Origin of the sequence: Streptosporangium sp. NPDC000396, from assembly GCF_042898655.1 — a bacterium.
Classification (GTDB): domain Bacteria; phylum Actinomycetota; class Actinomycetes; order Streptosporangiales; family Streptosporangiaceae; genus Streptosporangium.
On record NZ_JBIAZA010000062.1, the window covers coordinates 1 to 18,647 of the forward strand.

Below are 18,647 nucleotides of genomic sequence, written 5' to 3' on the forward strand. Positions count from 1 at the left end.
AGTTCGGGGACGGTCGAGACCATCTGGCCGCCCGCCGCCCAGCGCGAGGCGTTCTGGCCGGTGGTCTCGACCCGGGTGGAGGTGTCGGGGTTCCATCAGTAGCCGCGCAGCCGCACCGACGAGAGCAATGATCACGGCACCGTTTTCCGAGAAAGGCAGCAGATGAGCGACTGGTTCGAGGGCGAAGCCGTGTCTGTCACCTACATCCGCGACCTCTCTGCGGAGGAGGCCGTCCTCCGCATGGGTGCCACGATCAGCCCCGAGGCCAGGGGGACGAGGGTGAAATCGCCGCCTTCGAGGCTGACGGTGGAGTCGTGCTGGCCGAGCCGAACGGCTTCGCCGGGACATTGGATGAGGTGATCGCACGTCTGTCCAAGGACACCGCAGCGGCCACTGTGTTTTACAACGTCAACCTGGATCAGCAGTTCGTGTACGCCGAGGACCGCGTGGTCGTCACCGCGTTCGAGCCCGACCAGCCCGACAGCCGCTGCTGTGCGGCCAATCCGTCTCATTGAGTCTGAGGCATATTCAACTTCCTGACCCGGACGCCTCATGATCAATGAGAGGTCCAGGCCATCGCCCTGCCCCGTTGATCATGAGGCAATCATCGAAGTTCCGTCTTGTCCATGAGGATGACCGACTCCGATCACGACTGTAGAGATGGCCATTGCGACCGCTGGCGGCGTTCGGCTGCCGCGTCAGCTCAGGGGATCCGGCTCATTCCCTGCTTTTCGCGCTCGGTGTTGTAAAGCTCTTCGTGGACGTCGTCCGGGTTGACGAGGAGCTCGGGTTTGTGCAGGTCAGCAACCGAACGGGCGATGATCGGGATCCCTAGCTCGGCGAATTCTTCGGCCGTGTCCGCGAACATCTCGTCCCTGTCATCGGCGTATTCCGCCACGCACGCCTCGGTGAAGGTGGTTCCGTTCAGGACCCGATACGAGCCTTCGGTGTCGACCTGGATGATTCGCGCCGGCCGGTCTGCCGGCTCGTCCGGGTGCACCCAGTATCCATAGCAGCCGCCGTCCTCATGCCTGGCGACGACCTTAAGGTATTGGGTCATCTGCCCGAAAGCTGCGACGTTGGCCATGATGTCGGGGTTGGCGCGGTCCCGCTCGTTGAGGTAGCTGTGGTCGAGCAACGGGTCGACCTCTCCCGGCTCCAGGAACATGATGCCGAACCGTTTAAAGAACCCCCGGCGCCCCTCCCACTGCGCCGTCAGCAGGACCCGCAGATCGTCCGGCACTGGCCGTCCACCCAGCCGTTCACGAGAGAACTGCTCCAACCGATCATCGAGCATGGGGATCTCCTAAGAGGGTTAGCGAGTCGCCATCCGGCAGACTCGGAACTGACAGCTACATGGGACAAACAAGCAGATGCCTCAGGTTCGATGAGACCGCCGCAGGCTCAATGAGATGGACAACAGCCGCGCTCATCGCGGCACCACCGGCTACCGCGTTCCCGCTTCTGATACGAAGCGGCATCAGTAGTTAACTCCGGAGTGGGAGCGCTGCAGGGCCTGGACGATCCTGTCGTCCCGCCCGGTCCAAGACTTTCGCCGATGCTCTGGCCGAGCGTGGCATCCCTGTACCCATCTCACGTTCCAGGGCGAGTCCCGCGGCTTCCGCCGTAAAACCGAAGGCACTCGCCTTCTGCCAAGGGATATCGTCCTCGCCATGATCACGCATCCCGAACGTCTGGAGCGCGGGCACCCGTTCCGGCAGTGGAAGACGTGGAAGCTGCCCGGCACCCAGCTGACCCTCACCGGCTATTCGCGCGCCAACGACAAGACGTTCTTCCACGTCCCCGAGCTGAAGCTCGCTCTCGACGCCGGGCTGGCCGAGGGGCGTCAGGTCGACACGGTGCTGCTGACGCACACCCATCTGGACCACTCCAAGGACCTTGACTTCCTGGCGACGCGATCGACCGGAGTCGACATCTATGTGCCTGACGAGGCGTTACCGTATGTGCGCGATTACCTGCGCGCCACGACCGAGCTGAACCAGGTCGCCGCCTTCGACCCGGCTCTCGCGGCGGGGGCCCGGGTGCACGGGGTACGGCCGGGTGAGGAGTTCCGCTTCGGCAAGCACGGCTCTCACACGGTCCGGGTCCTCGAATCCGAGCACAAGGTGCCCAGTGTGGGTTATTGCGTCGCGGAGAACCGACGAGCCTTGGTGCCGGAAGTTGAGGAGCTCAAGGCGACGCTTGGCGCCGCCGAGTTCGGCCGGTTCATCGCGGACAGGCGCAAACAGGGCATCGCAGTCGACCGGCAGGTCCAGCGGCCGCTGTTCGCCTACCTCGGCGACACGCACGCGAGCGCGCTCGGGCGCAGCCCCTGGCTCTTCGACTATCCAGTGATCATCACCGAGTGCACGTATCTGGACGATGCCGAGATCGATCGGGCGCAACGCGTCGGCCACACCGTGTGGAGCCAGCTCAAGCCGTTCGTCGTGGCACACCCGGACACCCTCTTCGTGCTGACCCATTTCAGTCTGCGCCACTCAGATCAGGAGGTGCTCGCCTTCTTCGAGCGGGAGAGCGTGACCAACGTGCTGGTGTGGGCTCATTCCGAGAGCTACCTGCCGGAGCAGCATCAGCGCTGATACACCGCCGCCTGGCCCACAGTCCCGACCTTCCGTTTCATAGGGAAGGTCGGGTACTTCGTCAGCGACTTCTCACCCTGGTGAAGCAGTGGATGTCGGTTGGTGCCGTGTGAGCGCGCAAGCCGGCGCTGCTGTACGGCACTTGCCGTCAGCTGAGGCGGAGACCTCTGTCATGTGCTCAGTCGCGAACGGTGTAGCCGCCCTTGCTCAGGGGAAGGATCGGCGCCGTGCCCGTGCAGATCGGCACCTCCTGCTTGAACCCGAGGACGGCCCAGCTCCAGCCGAGCCGGTCCCGCTTGCCTTCGTCGTCGATGGTGAACCCGACCCGCTTGCCGGTCGGGATCTCGATCTCCGCAGGAGACGCGCTGACCTTCTCGATGATTCCGGTCGCCACCGCGACGTCTCCGCCGACGTTGAGGCAGTCGATCTTCCCCTGGAAGTCCGCGAAGATCTTTCCGTCGGGGTACCAGTGCTGGACCCGGAAGGTGCCCTGGGACTCCGTGGCGAAGCCCTTGGCTTCGATGACGAACCGGACCTTGTGCCCCTTCCACCCGGCCCCGAGGGTGTCGAGGACGCCCTCACCGGTACCGGACAGGAGGAAGTCCGGCAGCGCGGCGGCCTTCGGTTCGGGGTCGGCCTGTGCGGCCGGCGCGGTCACTGTGAGTACGGCGAGCCCGGCGGCGAGCCCGGCGAGGGCGACACGGCTCCGGCGGGCCAGTCGTGTGATGGTCATCGAGAATCCCCCTCGATCTCGGCTGTTCGTAACACCACCAGGCTCGCAATCGGAGTGCCGCCGCCCCTCCCACCCGAGGGTGATCCCCCTCCCCCTTATGTGGGAACTCTCCCGGCCGGTGGTACGTCGGCGGAACGGGTCACCGCGATCGCGTGATCGACCTCGGTCCCGAGGCCGACAGATGTCCAAGCATCCGCGTTGAGCCGCTCCGCTACTTTCAACTCCATGAGCGAGCCCCCCTGCCTCATCGCCCACCGGCAGTCCTACGACACGGTCGCCACCGACTACGCGGAGCGTTCCGGCGACGCGCTCGCGACCATGCCGTTGTCCCGCGCCATGCTCGCGGCCTTCGCCGAGCTTGTCCTGGCGGCGGGAGCCGGACCGGTGGCGGACGTCGCCCAGATGCTGGAGGAGCCGGGCGAGGGGCAGACCCGGCAGTATGTCACCTTCCTGCCCAGGAAGCCGGCCCCGTGAGGGTCGCCAAGGCGATCGTCACGCTGACCCTGGTGGCCTTCGCCGTCAGCGACCTTCTGCCTGCCCTGACCACCTGGCAGAACGCCATCCCGGCCACCATCGCCATGGTCGTCCTGCTACTCGTCAGGAATCGGACGATCCTGGGCGAGGCCGCTCTCAGCCTGACCCTGGTGTTCGCCCTCAACGCCGCCCCCGGCCTGCTGGGCCTGCTCGCCGGTTCCCTGCTCCTCCGCACCCCGGCACGAGTGACTGTCCCATCCGCGCTGACCGTGGTCGCCGTCGCGATCCTCGCCGCGCCCGTCCCCGGCAGGTTCGGCACTGCCATCAGCACCACCCTGACCGCCCTCGTGGTCTACGGCCTGACCCGTATGGCCGACCAGCTCAAAAGAGTCAGCTCAGCCAGAACAGCCCTGGCCGTGGCGGCTGTCTCCCGCGAACGTATCCGCATAGCCGACGACCTCGAAGCCTCTGTAGGCCGAGGCCTGGAAACGATCACCAAAGGCCTGGCCAACGGCGACGACCCTGCCCACCTTTTGGAACACGCCAGGGCCCTGCTGGCCGAAACCCGCTCGGTCTCCGTGGACTACCGCTCCCTGTCCCTCACCTCAGAGCTGGACGCAGCCCGGGCAGTCCTGCGCGCCGCCGGGGTGAACGTGCAGGTCGCAGCTACCCACACCGAGCCGCTCGGCTCACCCGGCGCGCTCCTCGCCCTGGTCCTGCGGGAGGCCGTCACAGGCCTGCTCCAGTACGGGAGGGCACGCCAGTGCACGATCGAAACCGGCCGCCTCTGGATCAAGGTCACCCACGACGGCCTCCGCACCCCGGAAACAGCCCTCACCCTGGCCGAACGTGTGCGCTCAGCGGGAGGCCGCTTCGACGCCGCCCTCACCCCCGATGGCCTCCTGAAGATCGAAGCCAGCCTGCCCGCCGACACCCCGCGCGACCCCGGCCGCGGACCCGCCCAAGCCCTGGCCGTGTCGGTGCTGGTCGCCGTCCTGGTCGGCCTCTGCGTCCGCCCCCTCGTCCACTTCGGCGGCGACCCGCTCGTCGCGGCACTGCTCGCCCTCGGCGCCCTGCTCCAGGTGCGGCACTCACGCCTGACCCGCCCACCGGCCTGGGCCCTGACGCTGCTGCTGCAGGCCGTCGTCACTTACGCGCCCTTTTTCTGGTACGGCAGAGCTTGGCTCGCCCTCCCCGGCCTGCTGGGCGCGTCGGCCCTGTTGATGTTGCCCGCGCCCTGGTCCTGGGGAGCCCTCGCCCTGGTCACCGGCTCGGTCACGGTCATCGGCTCCCTGAATGCCCTCACTCTCGGTGAACTGGTCAACTGGACCCTCACCACACCCATCACCGCCCTGGTCGTCTACGGCCTGGGACGGCTGGCGCAACTGGTGACCGAGCTGGAGCAGGCACGCGAAGAGCTGGCCGGGGAGGCGGTCCTGCGTGAACGCCTGCGTGCCGGGCGCGACCTGCACGACCTGCTGGGACACAACCTGGCAGGCATCCTGCTCAAGCTGGAGCTGGCCATCCGTGTCGACCCGGCGCATCTGGCGGATGTCGCATCGATGCTGGAACGCGCCAGAGCCGACCTTTCCGCCGCGGCGGGCAACCACCGCGAACTGTCTCTTGAAGAGGAAGCAGCCAACGCGCACGAGCTGTTGCGCACAGCGGGCATCCAGGCGGAGTTCACCGTCGACGAGGTGCCCGCCCATGCCCAGTCCCTGGTCAGCGTGCTGCTGCGGGAAGCCGTCACGAACATCCTGCGACACAGCCGGGCCCGTCACGCCACCGTGATGATCACCGCCGTGCCCGAACTCCGGGTCAGCAACGACGGCGTTCCGCGTGCCGTACCGACCAGAGTGGGTTCCGGCCTCGCGAACCTGCGCGCCCGCGTGGAGGAAACCGGCGGCACCTTCACCGCGGTCAACGAAGACGGCTGGTTCCATCTGACCGCCCGGTTAGATCCAGCCGGACTCCTGAGCGATGCGCACCGCGTCGACCCGGTTCCTGGCGTCGAGCTTGGTGGCCATCGCGCTGAGGTAGTTGCGGACAGTCCTGGCCGATAGGTGCAACCGCGCGCCGATCTCATCGGCGTCCGCGCCCTCAGCCGCGATCCGCAACACCTCCACCTCACGCGGAGTGAGCGGATTACCCGGTGCCTCCCAGGCGGTGACAGCCAGTTTGGGATCAAGGACCCGGCCACCGGCATGCACAGTCCTGATGGCCTCAGCCAGGTCCGCGGGGCTCGTCGTTTTCAGGAGATATCCGGATACCCCGGCTTCCAGCGCCCGGCGGAGCCCACCCGCCTTGCCGTACCCCGTGAGCATGAGAACAGCGCATCCGGGAAGCTGCTCCTTGAGCTGCCCGGCGGCGGTCAGCCCGTCGAGGCCGGGCAGGTCCACGTCAAGGACGGCCACGTCAGGACGGTGCTGCAAAGCCGTGGGGACGATGGCGTCCCCGGTCCCCACCTGCGCCACGACGGACATATCGACCTCCAGCCCCAGAAGGGCGGCCAGAGCACCTCGGACGATGTCCATGTCCTCGGCGAGAATGATCCGAATCATGGCGAAATGTCTATCTTGTGATGGAGTCACGGTCCAATCAGTGACGACAACTCTGGGGCGAGGATCCACTTTTCGCCAGGCTTTTCCCCATGACGGAAGTGGTGCGGCTGACAGCCGTGAGCAAGGTGTACGGGAGCGGCGAACAGGGGGTCGCGGCGCTGCGCGAGGTGAGCGCCGGGTTCCGGAAGGGGACATTCACCGCGGTGATGGGCCCGTCGGGCTCCGGCAAGAGCACCTTCCTGCAGTGCGCCGCCGGGCTGGACCGGCCGACCTCCGGCTCGGTCACGCTGAACGGGGTCGAGTTGACCTCGCTGAGCGAGACCAAACTGACCGTGCTGCGCAGGCAGCGGATCGGTTTCGTGTTCCAGGCCTTCAACCTGGTGCCCTCGCTCACGGTGGCGCAGAACGTGACGTTGCCCCTTAAATACGCGGGTGTCCGGGTGGACCTGGCCTGGATGGAGCATGTCCTGGCCCGTGTGGGGCTGTCCGAGCGGGCCGGGCACCGGCCGAGTGAGCTCTCCGGCGGGCAGCAGCAGCGGGCGGCGATCGCCAGGGCGCTGGTCACGCGGCCCGAGGTCGTGTTCGGCGACGAGCCGACCGGGGCGCTCGACACCGTTTCTGCCCGCGAGGTGCTCCGGTTGCTGCGCGAGAGCGTGGACGACCTGGGCCGCACGGTCGTCATGATCACCCACGACCCGGTGGCGGCAGCACATGCCGACACCGTGCTGTTCCTGGCGGATGGTCGCATTGTGGACCATCTGCAGCTTCCCACCGCGGACGCGGTCGCTCGCCGGATGGCGCACCTGGGGGCCTGGGCATGAGAATCGGAACATTTGTGGCTTTGGCCCTGGGCGTCCTGCTGCTGGGCACCACCGGGCTTGTCCTCACGGCGGCTATCGCCGGAGGCAACGGCAATCCCGGCCGGTACACCAAGGCTCCCGCTGTTGTGGTGGCGGACGTCGGGCATGTGGAAATGTCCGGCGGTGTCGCGGATCGCACCTTCTACGCCCAGGTCGTCGGCGGCCCCGCCTCCTCGATCGGCCGCCCGTGGGGCGCGGCGCCCTACTCCGGCTACCGCCTTGTCGCCGGACACGCACCCGCCAAGTCCAACGAAATCGTGACAGCGACCGGCTCCCCCGGCCGGCGCGTGACGGTGCTGACGGCGAACGGTTCGGGCGAATACACCGTTTCCGGCGTCACCGCTCCGGTCGGCTTCGAGTCCGCCGTGTTCTTCACCGATGCCGAAGCCGCCCGTCTGTCCCCCCGCGTCGACGCCGTGATCTTCCCGGAAGCTCCCGCCTCGGTCCCAGCGGGACTGACCGTCCTGACCGGCGACGACCGCGCCCTAGCCGACCCGAAGGCCCGGCGCGACGCGACCACCCTCGTCGGCCTCACCACGATCATGGGCATGGCCACAGCGGTGGCGGCCTTCGTGTCGGTGTTCGTCGTCGCGAGCACCTTCGCCTTCTCCGTCACCCAACGCCGCAGGGAACTCGCCCTGCAGCGCATCGCCGGAGCCACCCCGTCCCAGATCACCCGCCTGGTCCTGCGCGAAGCAGCCAGAACCGGCGTCGCCGCCTCCGCCGTCGGCTGCGCCTGCACCCTGGTCAGCGCACCCGTTTTCGCCCACTTCCTGGCCTCGATCGGCCTGGCCCCCACCTGGTTCACCGTGGCGCCGTCCCCGCTCTCCGTCCTGGTCCTACTGGTGGCCTTCGGCGTGGGCGTCGGCTTGGCCGTCGTGGGCGCGACCGCGGCAGCCGTACGCGCCGGACAAATCCGCCCGGTCGAGGCCCTCCGCGACGCCGAACTCGACCGGCGCCCGATGACCCCCTTCCGCTGGTTGGGCGGCACCCTCGCTCTCCTCGCCGCCGCCGGTCTGACGGTCCTGGCCCTCGTCCTGCCCGACGTTTACGGCTCAGCACTGGCCACTTATGTCGGCCCCACGTTGATCGTCGCGCTCGCGCTGCTCTCCCCGGTTTTCATCGCGTTCTTCACCCGGCTTCTGCCGCCGGGTTTGCTTTCGCGGGCCAACACCCTTGCTTCTGTACGGCACGCGGCGGCTGTCAGCGCGCCCGTTCTTTTGACGGTGGGTTTGCTGAGCTGCCTATGGACTTCTCCGGCTGTTCCCCCAAGCGTCACGTTCGGCGATTCGGTGATTCTTCCTGCGGGCACCCCGGGGCTTAACCGCACTGTCGTTGAGCGGGTTTCCGGCTCCGATGCTCTCGTGCTTTTCGACACCACCGTTCACGCCGTTCCTCGGGCGGGCCTGTTTTATGGCCCCGCTCCGGAGTCCGTTCCCTTCGACGCCCGCGCGGTCAACCGCGCCGACCTACTCGGCCTGCCGGTGCTTTCCGGGCGGCTGGCCGACCTGGACGACTCTTCCATCGTCGTGGACGAGACCTGGGGTTACGCCGTCGGCGACCGGGTGCGCATCCAGGTGGCGGACGGATCTTTCGTGACACTTCGAGTGGCGGCGGTAACCGCGCTCGACTCGTCCGGCGGCGGGGCTCTGCTCACTCCCAGGCATCTGGGTCCTGCTCTGGCTTCCGCGATTTTTGTTCGTGGCGAACTTCCCGCCCTGGATGGGTTGCCTGTGTCGGCTGTGCCGATCGGCAAGTGGACGGCTGCGAGCGATGCCTACCGAGCCGAACAACTCCGGTTGGCATTGTTGATCGTCGGCGGTGTCGCGGTCCTTTATGCAGGTGTTTCCGTGGCCAACACTTTGGCCATGTCCACCAGGAAGTTCACTGTTTACCGTGCGGCCGGGGCGACTTCCGGGCAGGTTCTGCGCATGGTCTCCGGGGAGGCTCTGATCGCTGTGGGTATCGGAGGTCTGCTGGCCGGGCTGGCCTCCGGTGCTCACTGGCTGGCCTTCGCCTTCTCGTCGCCTTTTCCTCTGGTGCCCTTCTTGAGCGGACTGGCCGCCTGTTCGGTGGTCGCCGTGGTCGCGGCTGTGCTTTCCGCCCGAGTTCGGTTTCGTGCCTGAGCGGCAGGATGTTTCCTAGGTCACCTGTCGCCCATGTGCCGGGATAGGAACGTCAGGCATCTCATGGGACTAGACAGATCTTGTAGCTTGCCCTGAGCCGATTCGGAAGGATGCCGGGTTTCCATGGGTGCGTGGGGAGTGGCGCTGTTCTCTGACGACACGGCGTGCGATGTACGGGACACCTATCGGGAGTTGATCGAAGACGGAGTGGAGGACGAGGAGGCCACTCGCCGGGTGCTGAACGAGTTCGGTGACGCGCTCGTCGATCCGGACGAGGGCCCGGTCATCTGGCTGGCGCTGGCCTGGACTCAGTCGAAGATCGGCCGCTTGGATGCGATGGTGCGGGACAAGGCTTTGACGCTCATCGAGCGGGGTGAGGGGCTGGAGCTCTGGCAGGAGCAGGGAGCCAAGGCTCTGGCCGGTCGGCAAGCCGTCCATCAGAAGGTGCAGGCCCAGCTCACCGCCCCTCAGCCGGAGCGAAAACGCCTGCGCCGTCCGTGGCGTCACGTCACCGATCTGACGCCGGGAACGGTGCTGTCGTACCGAGTCTCCTCCGGCCACTTTGTCCTGCTGCGGGTTGCCCGCATCGACGATGACCGGGTGGGCTGTGCCCCGATTCTGTCGCTGATGCGCTACTTAGGTGATGCGCTGCCCTCGCGGCAGGAGCTCGACCGGCTCCCGGACGCGGTGGACGGCTCCTGCCCGCTGGGCGTTCCCGTTGACGTGGTGATGAACATGACCGTCTTCTGTGTGGCGGTGCATCGCAAGAAGGACCCCGACTACCGCGAACTCGGTTTCGAACCCCTGGAGGGAATGCTTCAGCCGCGCCCCGGGGACGCGGAACTCGACCTTCACACATACACGCACTGGCAGGGGCTCGCGAACACCATGGAATGGTACGCGGGCTGCCGCTGACAACTCATGCAAAGCCGGTCGTCAGACAGCCTTGCCGTTGAGGCGAACTGGACGGTCGGCTACTTATCCGAGCCGCTCTCGGCTGGGGTTTCCTCCCCCTCGGGGATGCTGACGAAGCTGCCGAGGTTGGGCACGGTGTAGACCTTGCCGGCTACTTCAGAAGAGCGTCCCGAATGATCCACTCGGGGCGCTTCCTCGTTTGGAGATCCCGACCATCTCACCTGTATCTCTGATCGGCCTATTCACCGCGCCGACCTTCACCGCAAGACAACCTCTACGCCGTGTTCCTCGAAAATGGTCGAGATCGTCTCAAAGAGGGTGACCTGCCTCTCTTCCCACTCCAGTGGCCTGGCCAGACATTCACGAGCGACATCTGAATCGTGCCAGATCAGAGTGAAAGGGACCTTGGCTCCGAAGCCACCACACAGGCAGTCATCCAGCGCGGCCAGATTGCTGCCGAAGTAACCAGCGGGGCCGTTGACGACCTCCCCTATCGCGCAGTAGAAGCTCACTTCGTCAACGATGTGGTTGCCGTGAAGCTCGTACGTCTCGCCTGGCAGAGCATCAGGAGCACGATCGGAGTGAGCCTGTACGGCCCGCCAGCCACTCTTTCCTGCCCTCTGGCCCATACTCGGCCCAGAGGTTGCACACGTCCGGCTTGCCCGAGTGCCAGTGCTTCCGGATCAACGTCTTCTCCGCCTGATCAAAAAGCACGTTGCTGTCACCAGAGATCAAAAAAGCCCCGAACGATGATCGTTCGGGGCATCTTTGCTGCTCATATGATGTGGTCAGGGGCGGGGTCGAACCGCCGACCTTCCGCTTTTCAGGCGGACGCTCGTACCGACTGAGCTACCTGACCTGGGTAGTGAATCAAGCACTTACCAGAGCGGTCCTGACGGGACTTGAACCCGCGACCTCCACCTTGACAGGGTGGCGAGCACTCCAAACTGCTCTACAGGACCTTGCTTTGTCGGAAGTTTTCGCTTCCGTTTTTCTTGCCTTGCTTAGCTTACCAGTTCTTCGGAGGTCTTCGACCTGCCGTTTCCCCGGCGAGCTTTGCTCGGCCGTGCCCCCAACGGGATTCGAACCCGTGTCGCCGCCTTGAAAGGGCGGTGTCCTAGGCCACTAGACGATGGGGGCTCAGGATTTTCATCCCGTTCCGTTGCCGTCTTCCGCTGGAGACCTCTGAAGCATAGGGGACTTTTGCCCCTGATGCCAAAGCGGCGTTCCTGCCGAAGGCGTCGTGGCGCCGATGGTCGCTCCCGTCGAAGACGGGGTGACCGTCGGCCCAGGAGAAATTGTACGGCCAGGCTCGGTCTCAACGTGACGTTCGATCTGAACCGACTGCTCGCCGAGTCCTCCCAAGGTGATGTCGTCCCAGGCCCGCAGGCGGTGCGTCTTCCGATCGAAGTACAGAACCGAGGCCGCGACAGGGGTGGGCTCGTCGTGTTCAAGGGCCCGCAGACCGGCGCCGCCGGTGGATCCCTGGACGAGAAGACGGGTCCCCGACGGGAGCAACTCGGTAGACCGTTCGTGGGAATGACCGGCGAGAACCATCGGAACCGCACCGGAGAAGGCCCTGGCGATCGTCGGGTCGTGCACCGCCACAAGGTCGACCGGCTCGAAGGCCCGGCTGAGCCGTGTGGCGTAAACGCGCCCCAGGGTCGCGAGGGACTCGGAATCGGAGTCGACCGGCACGGACTTGTCAGGGGTGAACCGGGGGTCGCCCAGCCCGTAGACGCGCAGACCGGCCACGGTCCTGACGGAGTCGTCGAGGACGACGGCGCCCTTCTGCCTGGTCACGGCCCGCTGGGTGGCCTTGGAGTCGTGATTGCCCCTGACGAAGACGTACGGCACGCCCAGCTTGCCGATCTCCTCGACGAACTTGTCCTCGGGGCGCGTTCCGTGGTCGGTCAGGTCACCGGTGTCCACGATCATGTCGATCTTGAATTGGTTGGTGACCGAGCGGATGAGGTTCCACGCGATGGGGCTGAGGTGGATGTCGGAGACGTGGAGCACCCGGATCGAAGTGGGGTCGGAATCGTAGACGGGCAGGGACGAGACCGTGTCGTAGAGCTGGGAGACGTTGTTGACCAGCTTGGCGAGCTGGGCCCGGTAGGACTCGAACCTGGTCACGATCGACTCCGCGTCGCCGACCAGGGACGGCGCTCCGGCGAGCAGGCCGGTGTATTTCGGCTCGACCACCGAGTCCGGCCGGAACGTCACAGCGATCGCCGCCCCCGTGCCGGCGAGCGCGACGGCCGCGGCCAGCAGACCCGTCAGGGCCGCCCTGGGCCGGCGAAAGACGATCAACGAGACGACGAGGGCCCCCGCCAGGCCGCAGAGCACGGCGCGCAGAACCAATGTCTTGACCCCCTCGCGCAGTTCCTTCTCCAGCAGCGCGGGGAACTGGTCGGACAGCCGCGGATCCTCCAGCATCGCGCCGGCCCGGGCGGGGTTGATGTTCTCCAGCGTGATGCGCAGGGCGACCGGCGCGTTGTGGGTGTCGAACAAGAGTGTGCCCAGGGGGTGGACGTCCACGACGGTCTCCCCCACCCACGAGGGTTCCGCCGACATGCCGATTTCAACGGGCCCGACGTTGGTCTTCACGGGGCCGGCGAGCGCGATGCCCAGGCAGGCACCGGCGACGGCCACGAGCACGAGGGCCGCGACACGCACGACCCGCCCTCTCGCGAAGCGCCAGAAGCCCCGAGTCCAGCTCGTGGTCCAGTTCATGAGATCCATGCACTCCCCCCTTGCCCCGGAGCAAGGGGCACAATGACGGGTGTGATCGAGGTCTCGAAGAAGAAGTTCGAAGAGCTCGTGGCCGAGGCGCTGGACACGATTCCTCCCGAGCTGACGAGCGTCATGGACAACGTGGTCGTGGTGGTTGTGGACGATCCGCCTGAACCGGGTCTGCTCGGCCTCTACACCGGCATTCCACTCACCGAACGCGGCGATTGGTACGCAGGGGTGTTACCCGACCGCATCGAGATCTACCGCAACCCGATCTGTTCGATCTGCGAGACCGAGGATGAGGTGGTGGAAGAGGTGCAAATCACCGTGGTTCACGAGATCGCTCATCATTTCGGCATCGACGATGACAGGCTGCACGAGCTCGGCTGGTAGCCAACGCCGCATTACATATCGCTTCACCCCATGCCCGAGATTTCCTGATTTACCATTACAGCTTGCATGGGGTTGATTGCTTTCAGTTGCGCGCGAGCGCTCCAGCAGGCACCGTAGGTTACGCACCGAACACCTACAGTCAATGCTACTGCAGCCCAGCGGAGACCTATGGCGGCCACCAGGCCCGGTCGGCTACCCGGGCGGCACCGCCGCCCGGCCGAACGCCAAGCAACATACGGCGAAGTCATCGCCATCGGGGAGTTTCGTGCGCTCTGGCTCGCTCAGGGGCTCTCGCTCCTCGGTGACCAGCTCTCACGCGTGGCACTGTCCGTGCTGGTCTTCGAAAGAACGGAATCGTCACTGGCCACCGCGTCGGTCTACGCGCTGACATATCTGCCGCCGATCGTCGGCGGACCGTTGCTGGCGGGCCTCGCCGATCGCTACGCTCGGCGGCACATCATGATCGTCTGCGACCTGCTCCGGGCTGTCATGGTGGCGCTCATGGCCATTCCCGGCACCTCGTTTCCCTCGCTGTGCGCGCTGGTCTTCTGCGTGGTGCTGCTCAGCGCCCCGTTCTCGGCCGCCAGGGCGGCGCTGCTTCCCGAACTTCTTGAGGGCGACCGCTACGTCGCGGGCTCCGCGTTGCAGAACATGACCAACCAAGGTGCGCAGATGCTGGGTTTCGCCGTCGGTGGAGCCTTGATCATGGGGATGGGACCGTACCGCGCGCTGGCGTTGGACGCGTCCACGTTTCTGGCCTCGGCGCTCATTTTGGTCTCAGGGGTGCGACGGCGCTCCGCCCCCATCCAGGGCGACACCAACCGCCCGTCCATGTGGACCATGACCCGCGCCGGCGCCAAGCTGGTCTTCGGTGATCCCCGGCTCCGAACGCTGGTGCTCTTCGCCTGGCTGTGCGGCTTCTACGTGCTCCCCGAGGGAATCGCGACCCCGTATGCCGCCGTGCTGGCCAAGGACCCGGGACAGATCTCGTTCATCGCTGGTCTTCTGATGGGCGCGATGCCGACCGGAACGGTCGTCGGCGCGTTCCTGTTCAGCCGGTATGTCACTCCGTCGAGGCGGCTGCATGTGATGGGCTGGATGGCGATGCTGACCTGTGCGCCGCTGGTCCTGTGCGCGATGCGCCCGCCGCTTCCCGCGGTGCTGGTCCTGTGGTTCGTCTCGGGCGTCGGCGGCGCCTATCAGCTCGCCGCCAACGCCGCGTTCGTGCAGTGCGTGCCCGCCGAGCGGCGGGGCCAGGCCTTCGGGCTCGTGCAGTCAGGCCTGCTGGCCGCCCAGGGCGTCGGCATCCTCATCGGCGGCGCCGCCGCCGTCAAACTCGGTCCCGAAGCCGTGGTGGCACTGGCCGGCGCGGCCGGGTTCGTCGTCGCGGCCGCGCTGGCCCTGTTCTGGATCGAAGCGCGTAAGAAGATCATCGAGAAGGTCCGCACGGGGGCGACCACCTGAGTCACGTCTGAGGCTTGGACTCGTCGCCGTGCTGCGGCACCGTACTCCGCGGGGCCTCGGGAGCAGGGGCGGGATACTGAGGGGCCGGGTCCTGGTGGGTCGGGTAGTGCGGCGAGGCGTCCCGGTGGGCCGGCTGCTGCGGGGCGGCAGGGTCCTGGTGGGTCGGGTAGTGCGGCGCCTGGTTCTGGCTGGTGGCCTTCATCCAGCTCTGCTCGGCCTTGGCCCATCCCTGCTCGGCCTTGGCCCTGGCGTCCTGCCAGACGGGGTTGTCCTTGTTCTTGTCGACCAGGTCCTGGACGATCGACCTGTCCTTGCTCTCGTCGGGCAGGAGCAGCCAGCCGATCGCGTAGATCCCCACTCCGAGGCCTCCGAAGAAGCTGGCGACGGCGAGGGCGGCACGGATGATGTTGGGGTCGATTCCGATGTAGCGTCCGAGCCCCGCGGCGACGCCGGCGATGATGCGCCCGTCCCTGGTCCTGCGAAGCTTCCTGATGCCCGAGAAGTCGTTTTCGTTCATGTCTTCAGACTGCCCGGCAGAGGGCCCCGATCACATCGGGATTCCCCCTGGGAGGACCCTGACATCCGCCCCCTGCGCATCCGCAATACCCTGACAGGGGCCGACGAGAGAGGAACACCCATGGATGACCTCCTGCGCATCGACGACGAACTCTCCGAAGAGCAGCGCCTTATCCGCGACACCGTGAAGGAGTTCGTCGCGGACAGGGTGCTCCCCCACGTGGGTGACTGGTTCGAAGAGGCGGTTTTCCCCGCTCGCGAGCTGGGCCCGGTGCTCGGCTCGCTCGGCGTGCTGGGAATGCACCTGGAGGGGTACGGCTGCGCCGGCCTGGACGCCGTCTCGTACGGCGTGGCCTGCCGTGAGCTGGAGGCGGGCGACTCGGGACTGCGGTCGTTCGTTTCCGTTCAGGGCTCGCTGGCCATGTTCCCGATCTGGAAGTACGGCTCCGCGGAGCAGAAGGAGGAGTGGCTGCCCCGGATGGCCGCGGGCGAGGCGATCGGCTGCTTCGGCCTGACCGAGCCGGACCACGGCTCCGACCCCGCCAGCATGCGCACCCATGCCAAGCAGGACGCCTCCGGCGACTGGGTCCTCAACGGCTCCAAGATGTGGATCACCAACGGCTCCATCGCCGACGTGGCCGTGGTCTGGGCACAGACCGAGGACGGCATCCGCGGCTTCGTGGTCCCCACCGACACGCCCGGCTTCTCCGCCCCGGAGATTCACAAGAAGATGTCCCTCAGGGCCTCGGTGACCTCCTCTCTCTACTTCGACGACGTCCGTCTCCCCGCGTCAGCCGTACTGCCTGAGGTCCGTGGCCTGAAGGGCCCGCTGTCGTGCCTGTCCGAGGCCCGCTTCGGCATCCTGTGGGGCGTCGTGGGAGCGGCTCGGGCCTGCCTGGAGTCCGCCGTCGACTACTCCAAGACCCGCGTCCAGTTCGGCAAGCCCATCGGTGGCTTCCAGCTGACCCAGGAAAAGCTCGCCTGGATGTATGTCAGCCTGGGCCAGGCCCAGCTCACCGCCCTCCACCTGGGCCGCCTGAAGGACGCGGGTGCCATCACCCCCCAGCAGGTCAGCTTCGGCAAGCTGGCCAACGTCCGCGCCGCCCTGGACATCGCCCGCCAGTCGCGCTCGATTCTCGGCGGCAACGGCATCACGCTGGAGTATCCGGTGATCCGGCACATGAACAACCTGGAGAGCGTGCTGACCTACGAGGGCACGCAAGAGGTTCATCTGCTCACCCTGGGCAGGGCGCTCACGGGGCTGGACGCCTTCCACTGATCCGGTCCTTCAAAACGCCCGGTCTCCGGAAGGCCCCAGGAGGACGCGTCGCCCGCCCTGAGAGCCTTCATGAGGCCCGAGCGTCCCTGGCCTCTGGAAGACCACGACATCGTTCTGTGAGGCCCCAGGGGCATCTCCGCCTATCGCTGGCGGGGGTGCCGCTGGGGCAGGTCGCAGGAGCGCCAGCCGGGAGCCTGAGCCGCCCTGTCCAGCTCGCTCCGCCAGGAAAGGCCCTGGCGCAGGTAGAACCGGAGCAGCTCGGCGGTGGCGCGCGCATCGACCAGCGCGCTGTGGGCGTTGGAGAGCGAGATGCCCACGCGTTCACAGCAGGCGGCGAGGGTCCATTTCCCGTCGGAGATGAAGTCAGGGGCGAGTCGCTGCGTGCACAAGGTTTCGCTCAGCCACTGGCTGCCCGGAAGGACCTTGAGAAAGCGCAGGTCGAAGGAGATGTTGTGGGCCACCAGAACCCGTCCGGCGACCCGCTGCCATATCGCGTCGAGCACCTCCTCGATCACCGGCGCGTCGGCGACCATCTCGTCGGTGATCCCGTGGACGTGCACCGCCCCGGTGCTGCGGCGCGGATTGATCAGTGAGTGCCACTCGTCGACGGTCGCGCCTTCGGCGTCCAGGGAGACGAGCGCGATCTCACAGATCCGGTCGCCCTTGGCCGGAGAGAAACCCGTGGTCTCCACGTCCACCACGACGTACCCTTGCCGTGCGGACACGTGATGACCATGGATCGACTCCAACCCCGAACTCGTCATAGGTGCCACTGTATGATCTGAATCTCCGCCCTACCTGCCGTTGGACAAACAGATGGGCACCCACAGGCCTGGCGACGGACGTTAGTGGACACTATCCTCGGTACGCTGTCTTCAGCGGGGCGTTAGCTCAATGGTTAGAGCTGCGGACTTTTAATCCGTAGGTTCTGGGTTCGAGTCCCAGGCGCCCTACCACTCACACCCCATCTGACCTTGGATTTCTCGGGCAAGGTGGGCTCGACGGGAGAAGTTGATCTCGTTTGATCGCTCGCTGGCTGCTCGCGGGCACGGATCGGGCACGCGCTGGGCGCATGCCGGAACGCCTGACCTGCGGACTCGGGCATAAGGAAGATCGCCTAGACGGCGAACGTCGAGCCAGACCCGCTAGAAGGTCAGCAGAACACCAAGTCAGAAGTCCCTTCAGGTGCGCCGCGCCCGAATCGGGCGGCTCTCTAGCCAAGGGTTGATCAAGTCGTCTTCGGTAAAGGGCAGACCAGGCCGCCTTCGCCTGCGGGCCCGTCCACAGTGGCTTTCGTTCTGACCCCTCAACAGAACGGGAGTCCACATGTTCGTCCGCATCTCTCTCCGGGCAGCAGTGCGCCTGCCGAAAACTACATCCATGCAGGTCAAGCCGCATGTGAGTATTCGTGGAGGACTCCGCCGAGCCGGTCTCTCCGGCGTACGTTCAGGTCGATGATCCGCTCCGGATCTGTAATCGGATCCGGCACGATGCGTAGCGGAGCCGCTTGGTCCAGGGCTTGGTGGGCGCGATGCTGGTTGTAGAACCGTTCGTACTCGCGCAGGGCGCGCCGCAGGTGGCGTTCGTTCCATACGAGGCAGCGGTCGAGGAGCTCGCGGCGGCACGACTGCACCCACCGCTCCATGATTGAGTTCATCCTCGGCATCCGGATACCGGTGAGCACCGTCTTGATGCCAGCTTCGGTGAGGATCTCATCCACGAGAGCCGGGAACTTCCCATCGCTGTCTCGGACCAGAAAGCGCGCCCGGCAGCCCGCATCATCCAGATCCATTACCAAGTTCCTTATCGCCTGGACGACCCAACTCCCGCTCGGATGAGCGGTGGTGCCCAGCACGCGGACGCGCCTGGTGGCATGCTCGATGACCGCCAGGATGTACCCGTGGTCTGTTAGATCCGGGCGTAGAGGTTGAGGGCGCGTCCAGCGCCGATGGTGGCCAGGAGGTCCTGGAGTTCAGCGGGCGGGGGCGCG

The 18,647-nt window shown here is 66.4% G+C and carries 18 protein-coding genes and 4 tRNA genes; 11 read left to right on the plus strand and 11 right to left on the minus strand.

The window, feature by feature from the left end:
* The first annotated feature begins 170 nt into the window (after positions 1-170).
* The gene (locus ACFY2X_RS46505; protein ID WP_389951733.1) at positions 171-515 is read left to right on the plus strand and encodes a DUF6461 domain-containing protein; all 345 of its coding nucleotides are present in this window, start codon (positions 171-173) and stop codon (positions 513-515) included.
* Between the two features lie 188 nt (positions 516-703).
* Here ACFY2X_RS46505 and ACFY2X_RS46510 read toward each other — a convergent pair whose 3' ends face one another.
* A complete protein-coding gene (locus tag ACFY2X_RS46510; RefSeq protein ID WP_389951692.1) occupies positions 704-1,297 on the minus strand; it encodes a hypothetical protein in 594 nt (197 codons plus the stop codon).
* A 376-nt stretch (positions 1,298-1,673) separates the two neighbouring features.
* Between ACFY2X_RS46510 and ACFY2X_RS46515 the strand changes: the two genes are divergently transcribed.
* Positions 1,674-2,600 (plus strand): MBL fold metallo-hydrolase, encoded by a 927-nt coding sequence (locus tag ACFY2X_RS46515; RefSeq protein WP_389951695.1) that lies wholly within the window; start codon positions 1,674-1,676, stop codon positions 2,598-2,600.
* A gap of 178 nt (positions 2,601-2,778) precedes the next feature.
* Here the strand turns inward: ACFY2X_RS46515 and ACFY2X_RS46520 are convergent, their stop codons facing one another.
* Entirely contained in the window at positions 2,779-3,333 is a 555-nt protein-coding gene (locus ACFY2X_RS46520; protein WP_389951697.1) for a hypothetical protein, read from the minus strand.
* A 225-nt stretch (positions 3,334-3,558) separates the two neighbouring features.
* Here ACFY2X_RS46520 and ACFY2X_RS46525 point away from each other — a divergent pair, with 225 nt between their 5' ends.
* Positions 3,559-3,807, plus strand: coding sequence for a hypothetical protein (locus tag ACFY2X_RS46525; RefSeq protein WP_389951699.1), 249 nt, complete (start codon positions 3,559-3,561; stop codon positions 3,805-3,807).
* On the plus strand, positions 3,804-5,870 hold the full coding sequence (locus ACFY2X_RS46530) for a histidine kinase (RefSeq protein WP_389951702.1): 2,067 nt from the start codon (positions 3,804-3,806) through the stop codon (positions 5,868-5,870). The genes ACFY2X_RS46525 and ACFY2X_RS46530 overlap by 4 nt, the downstream gene beginning before the upstream one ends.
* Here ACFY2X_RS46530 and ACFY2X_RS46535 read toward each other — a convergent pair.
* Positions 5,763-6,368: a DNA-binding response regulator gene (locus tag ACFY2X_RS46535; protein WP_389951704.1), complete on the minus strand. Its 606-nt coding sequence runs from the start codon at positions 6,366-6,368 to the stop codon at positions 5,763-5,765. The genes ACFY2X_RS46530 and ACFY2X_RS46535 overlap by 108 nt on opposite strands.
* Before the next feature lie 89 nt (positions 6,369-6,457).
* On the opposite strand from ACFY2X_RS46535, the gene ACFY2X_RS46540 reads away from it, so the two are divergent.
* The 3 genes from ACFY2X_RS46540 to ACFY2X_RS46550 all read left to right on the plus strand — a co-directional run bounded on the left by ACFY2X_RS46540 (position 6,458) and on the right by ACFY2X_RS46550 (position 10,269).
* Positions 6,458-7,189 (plus strand): ABC transporter ATP-binding protein, encoded by a 732-nt coding sequence (locus ACFY2X_RS46540; protein ID WP_389951706.1) that lies wholly within the window; start codon positions 6,458-6,460, stop codon positions 7,187-7,189.
* The gene (locus tag ACFY2X_RS46545) at positions 7,186-9,354 is read left to right on the plus strand and encodes an FtsX-like permease family protein (RefSeq protein WP_389951707.1); all 2,169 of its coding nucleotides are present in this window, start codon (positions 7,186-7,188) and stop codon (positions 9,352-9,354) included. The genes ACFY2X_RS46540 and ACFY2X_RS46545 overlap by 4 nt, the downstream gene beginning before the upstream one ends.
* A 123-nt stretch (positions 9,355-9,477) precedes the next feature.
* The gene (locus ACFY2X_RS46550; protein ID WP_389951710.1) at positions 9,478-10,269 is read left to right on the plus strand and encodes a hypothetical protein; all 792 of its coding nucleotides are present in this window, start codon (positions 9,478-9,480) and stop codon (positions 10,267-10,269) included.
* A gap of 257 nt (positions 10,270-10,526) precedes the next feature.
* Here the strand turns inward: ACFY2X_RS46550 and ACFY2X_RS46555 are convergent, their stop codons facing one another.
* The 5 genes from ACFY2X_RS46555 to ACFY2X_RS46575 all read right to left on the minus strand — a co-directional run bounded on the left by ACFY2X_RS46555 (position 10,527) and on the right by ACFY2X_RS46575 (position 13,014).
* Complete coding sequence (locus ACFY2X_RS46555) at positions 10,527-10,898, minus strand: barstar family protein (protein ID WP_389951712.1); 372 nt, start codon at positions 10,896-10,898, stop codon at positions 10,527-10,529.
* Positions 10,899-11,054: 156 nt separating this feature from the next.
* Positions 11,055-11,128 (minus strand) — tRNA-Phe (locus ACFY2X_RS46560).
* Positions 11,129-11,156: 28 nt separating this feature from the next.
* Positions 11,157-11,231, minus strand: a tRNA-Asp gene (locus ACFY2X_RS46565).
* 105 nt (positions 11,232-11,336) lie between these two features.
* Positions 11,337-11,409, minus strand: a tRNA-Glu gene (locus tag ACFY2X_RS46570).
* Between the two features lie 9 nt (positions 11,410-11,418).
* Positions 11,419-13,014, minus strand: a complete 1,596-nt coding sequence (locus ACFY2X_RS46575) for a metallophosphoesterase (RefSeq protein ID WP_389951714.1) — start codon at positions 13,012-13,014, stop codon at positions 11,419-11,421.
* 33 nt (positions 13,015-13,047) lie between these two features.
* Here ACFY2X_RS46575 and ACFY2X_RS46580 point away from each other — a divergent pair, with 33 nt between their 5' ends.
* A complete protein-coding gene (locus ACFY2X_RS46580; protein ID WP_389951717.1) occupies positions 13,048-13,398 on the plus strand; it encodes a metallopeptidase family protein in 351 nt (116 codons plus the stop codon).
* A 168-nt stretch (positions 13,399-13,566) separates the two neighbouring features.
* Positions 13,567-14,862 (plus strand): MFS transporter, encoded by a 1,296-nt coding sequence (locus ACFY2X_RS46585; RefSeq protein ID WP_389951719.1) that lies wholly within the window; start codon positions 13,567-13,569, stop codon positions 14,860-14,862.
* 1 nt (position 14,863) lies between these two features.
* On the opposite strand, the gene ACFY2X_RS46590 is transcribed toward ACFY2X_RS46585, so the two are convergent.
* Positions 14,864-15,379, minus strand: a complete 516-nt coding sequence (locus ACFY2X_RS46590) for a PspC domain-containing protein (protein ID WP_389951722.1) — start codon at positions 15,377-15,379, stop codon at positions 14,864-14,866.
* 120 nt (positions 15,380-15,499) lie between these two features.
* Between ACFY2X_RS46590 and ACFY2X_RS46595 the strand changes: the two genes are divergently transcribed.
* A complete protein-coding gene (locus ACFY2X_RS46595) occupies positions 15,500-16,657 on the plus strand; it encodes an acyl-CoA dehydrogenase family protein (protein WP_389951725.1) in 1,158 nt (385 codons plus the stop codon).
* 140 nt (positions 16,658-16,797) lie between these two features.
* Here ACFY2X_RS46595 and ACFY2X_RS46600 read toward each other — a convergent pair whose 3' ends face one another.
* Complete coding sequence (locus ACFY2X_RS46600; protein ID WP_389951728.1) at positions 16,798-17,382, minus strand: exonuclease domain-containing protein; 585 nt, start codon at positions 17,380-17,382, stop codon at positions 16,798-16,800.
* A 155-nt stretch (positions 17,383-17,537) separates the two neighbouring features.
* On the opposite strand from ACFY2X_RS46600, the gene ACFY2X_RS46605 reads away from it, so the two are divergent.
* Positions 17,538-17,613, plus strand: a tRNA-Lys gene (locus tag ACFY2X_RS46605).
* A gap of 431 nt (positions 17,614-18,044) precedes the next feature.
* On the opposite strand, the gene ACFY2X_RS46610 is transcribed toward ACFY2X_RS46605, so the two are convergent.
* Entirely contained in the window at positions 18,045-18,512 is a 468-nt protein-coding gene (locus ACFY2X_RS46610; RefSeq protein ID WP_389951730.1) for an integrase core domain-containing protein, read from the minus strand.
* Positions 18,513-18,647: the final 135 nt, after the last annotated feature.

Bases quoted from the DNA above. Each gene is read 5' to 3' on its own strand.
- ACFY2X_RS46510 (WP_389951692.1), bottom strand. From the start codon at position 1,297: ATGCTCGATGATCGGTTGGAGCAGTTCTCTCGTGAACGGCTGGGTGGA.
- ACFY2X_RS46515 (WP_389951695.1), top strand. From the start codon at position 1,674: ATGATCACGCATCCCGAACGTCTGGAGCGCGGGCACCCGTTCCGGCAG.
- ACFY2X_RS46520 (WP_389951697.1), bottom strand. From the start codon at position 3,333: ATGACCATCACACGACTGGCCCGCCGGAGCCGTGTCGCCCTCGCCGGG.
- ACFY2X_RS46525 (WP_389951699.1), top strand. From the start codon at position 3,559: ATGAGCGAGCCCCCCTGCCTCATCGCCCACCGGCAGTCCTACGACACG.
- ACFY2X_RS46535 (WP_389951704.1), bottom strand. From the start codon at position 6,368: ATGATTCGGATCATTCTCGCCGAGGACATGGACATCGTCCGAGGTGCT.
- ACFY2X_RS46540 (WP_389951706.1), top strand. From the start codon at position 6,458: ATGACGGAAGTGGTGCGGCTGACAGCCGTGAGCAAGGTGTACGGGAGC.
- ACFY2X_RS46545 (WP_389951707.1), top strand. From the start codon at position 7,186: ATGAGAATCGGAACATTTGTGGCTTTGGCCCTGGGCGTCCTGCTGCTG.
- ACFY2X_RS46550 (WP_389951710.1), top strand. From the start codon at position 9,478: ATGGGTGCGTGGGGAGTGGCGCTGTTCTCTGACGACACGGCGTGCGAT.
- ACFY2X_RS46555 (WP_389951712.1), bottom strand. From the start codon at position 10,898: ATGGGCCAGAGGGCAGGAAAGAGTGGCTGGCGGGCCGTACAGGCTCAC.
- ACFY2X_RS46575 (WP_389951714.1), bottom strand. From the start codon at position 13,014: ATGGATCTCATGAACTGGACCACGAGCTGGACTCGGGGCTTCTGGCGC.
- ACFY2X_RS46580 (WP_389951717.1), top strand. From the start codon at position 13,048: ATGACGGGTGTGATCGAGGTCTCGAAGAAGAAGTTCGAAGAGCTCGTG.
- ACFY2X_RS46585 (WP_389951719.1), top strand. From the start codon at position 13,567: ATGGCGGCCACCAGGCCCGGTCGGCTACCCGGGCGGCACCGCCGCCCG.
- ACFY2X_RS46590 (WP_389951722.1), bottom strand. From the start codon at position 15,379: ATGAACGAAAACGACTTCTCGGGCATCAGGAAGCTTCGCAGGACCAGG.
- ACFY2X_RS46595 (WP_389951725.1), top strand. From the start codon at position 15,500: ATGGATGACCTCCTGCGCATCGACGACGAACTCTCCGAAGAGCAGCGC.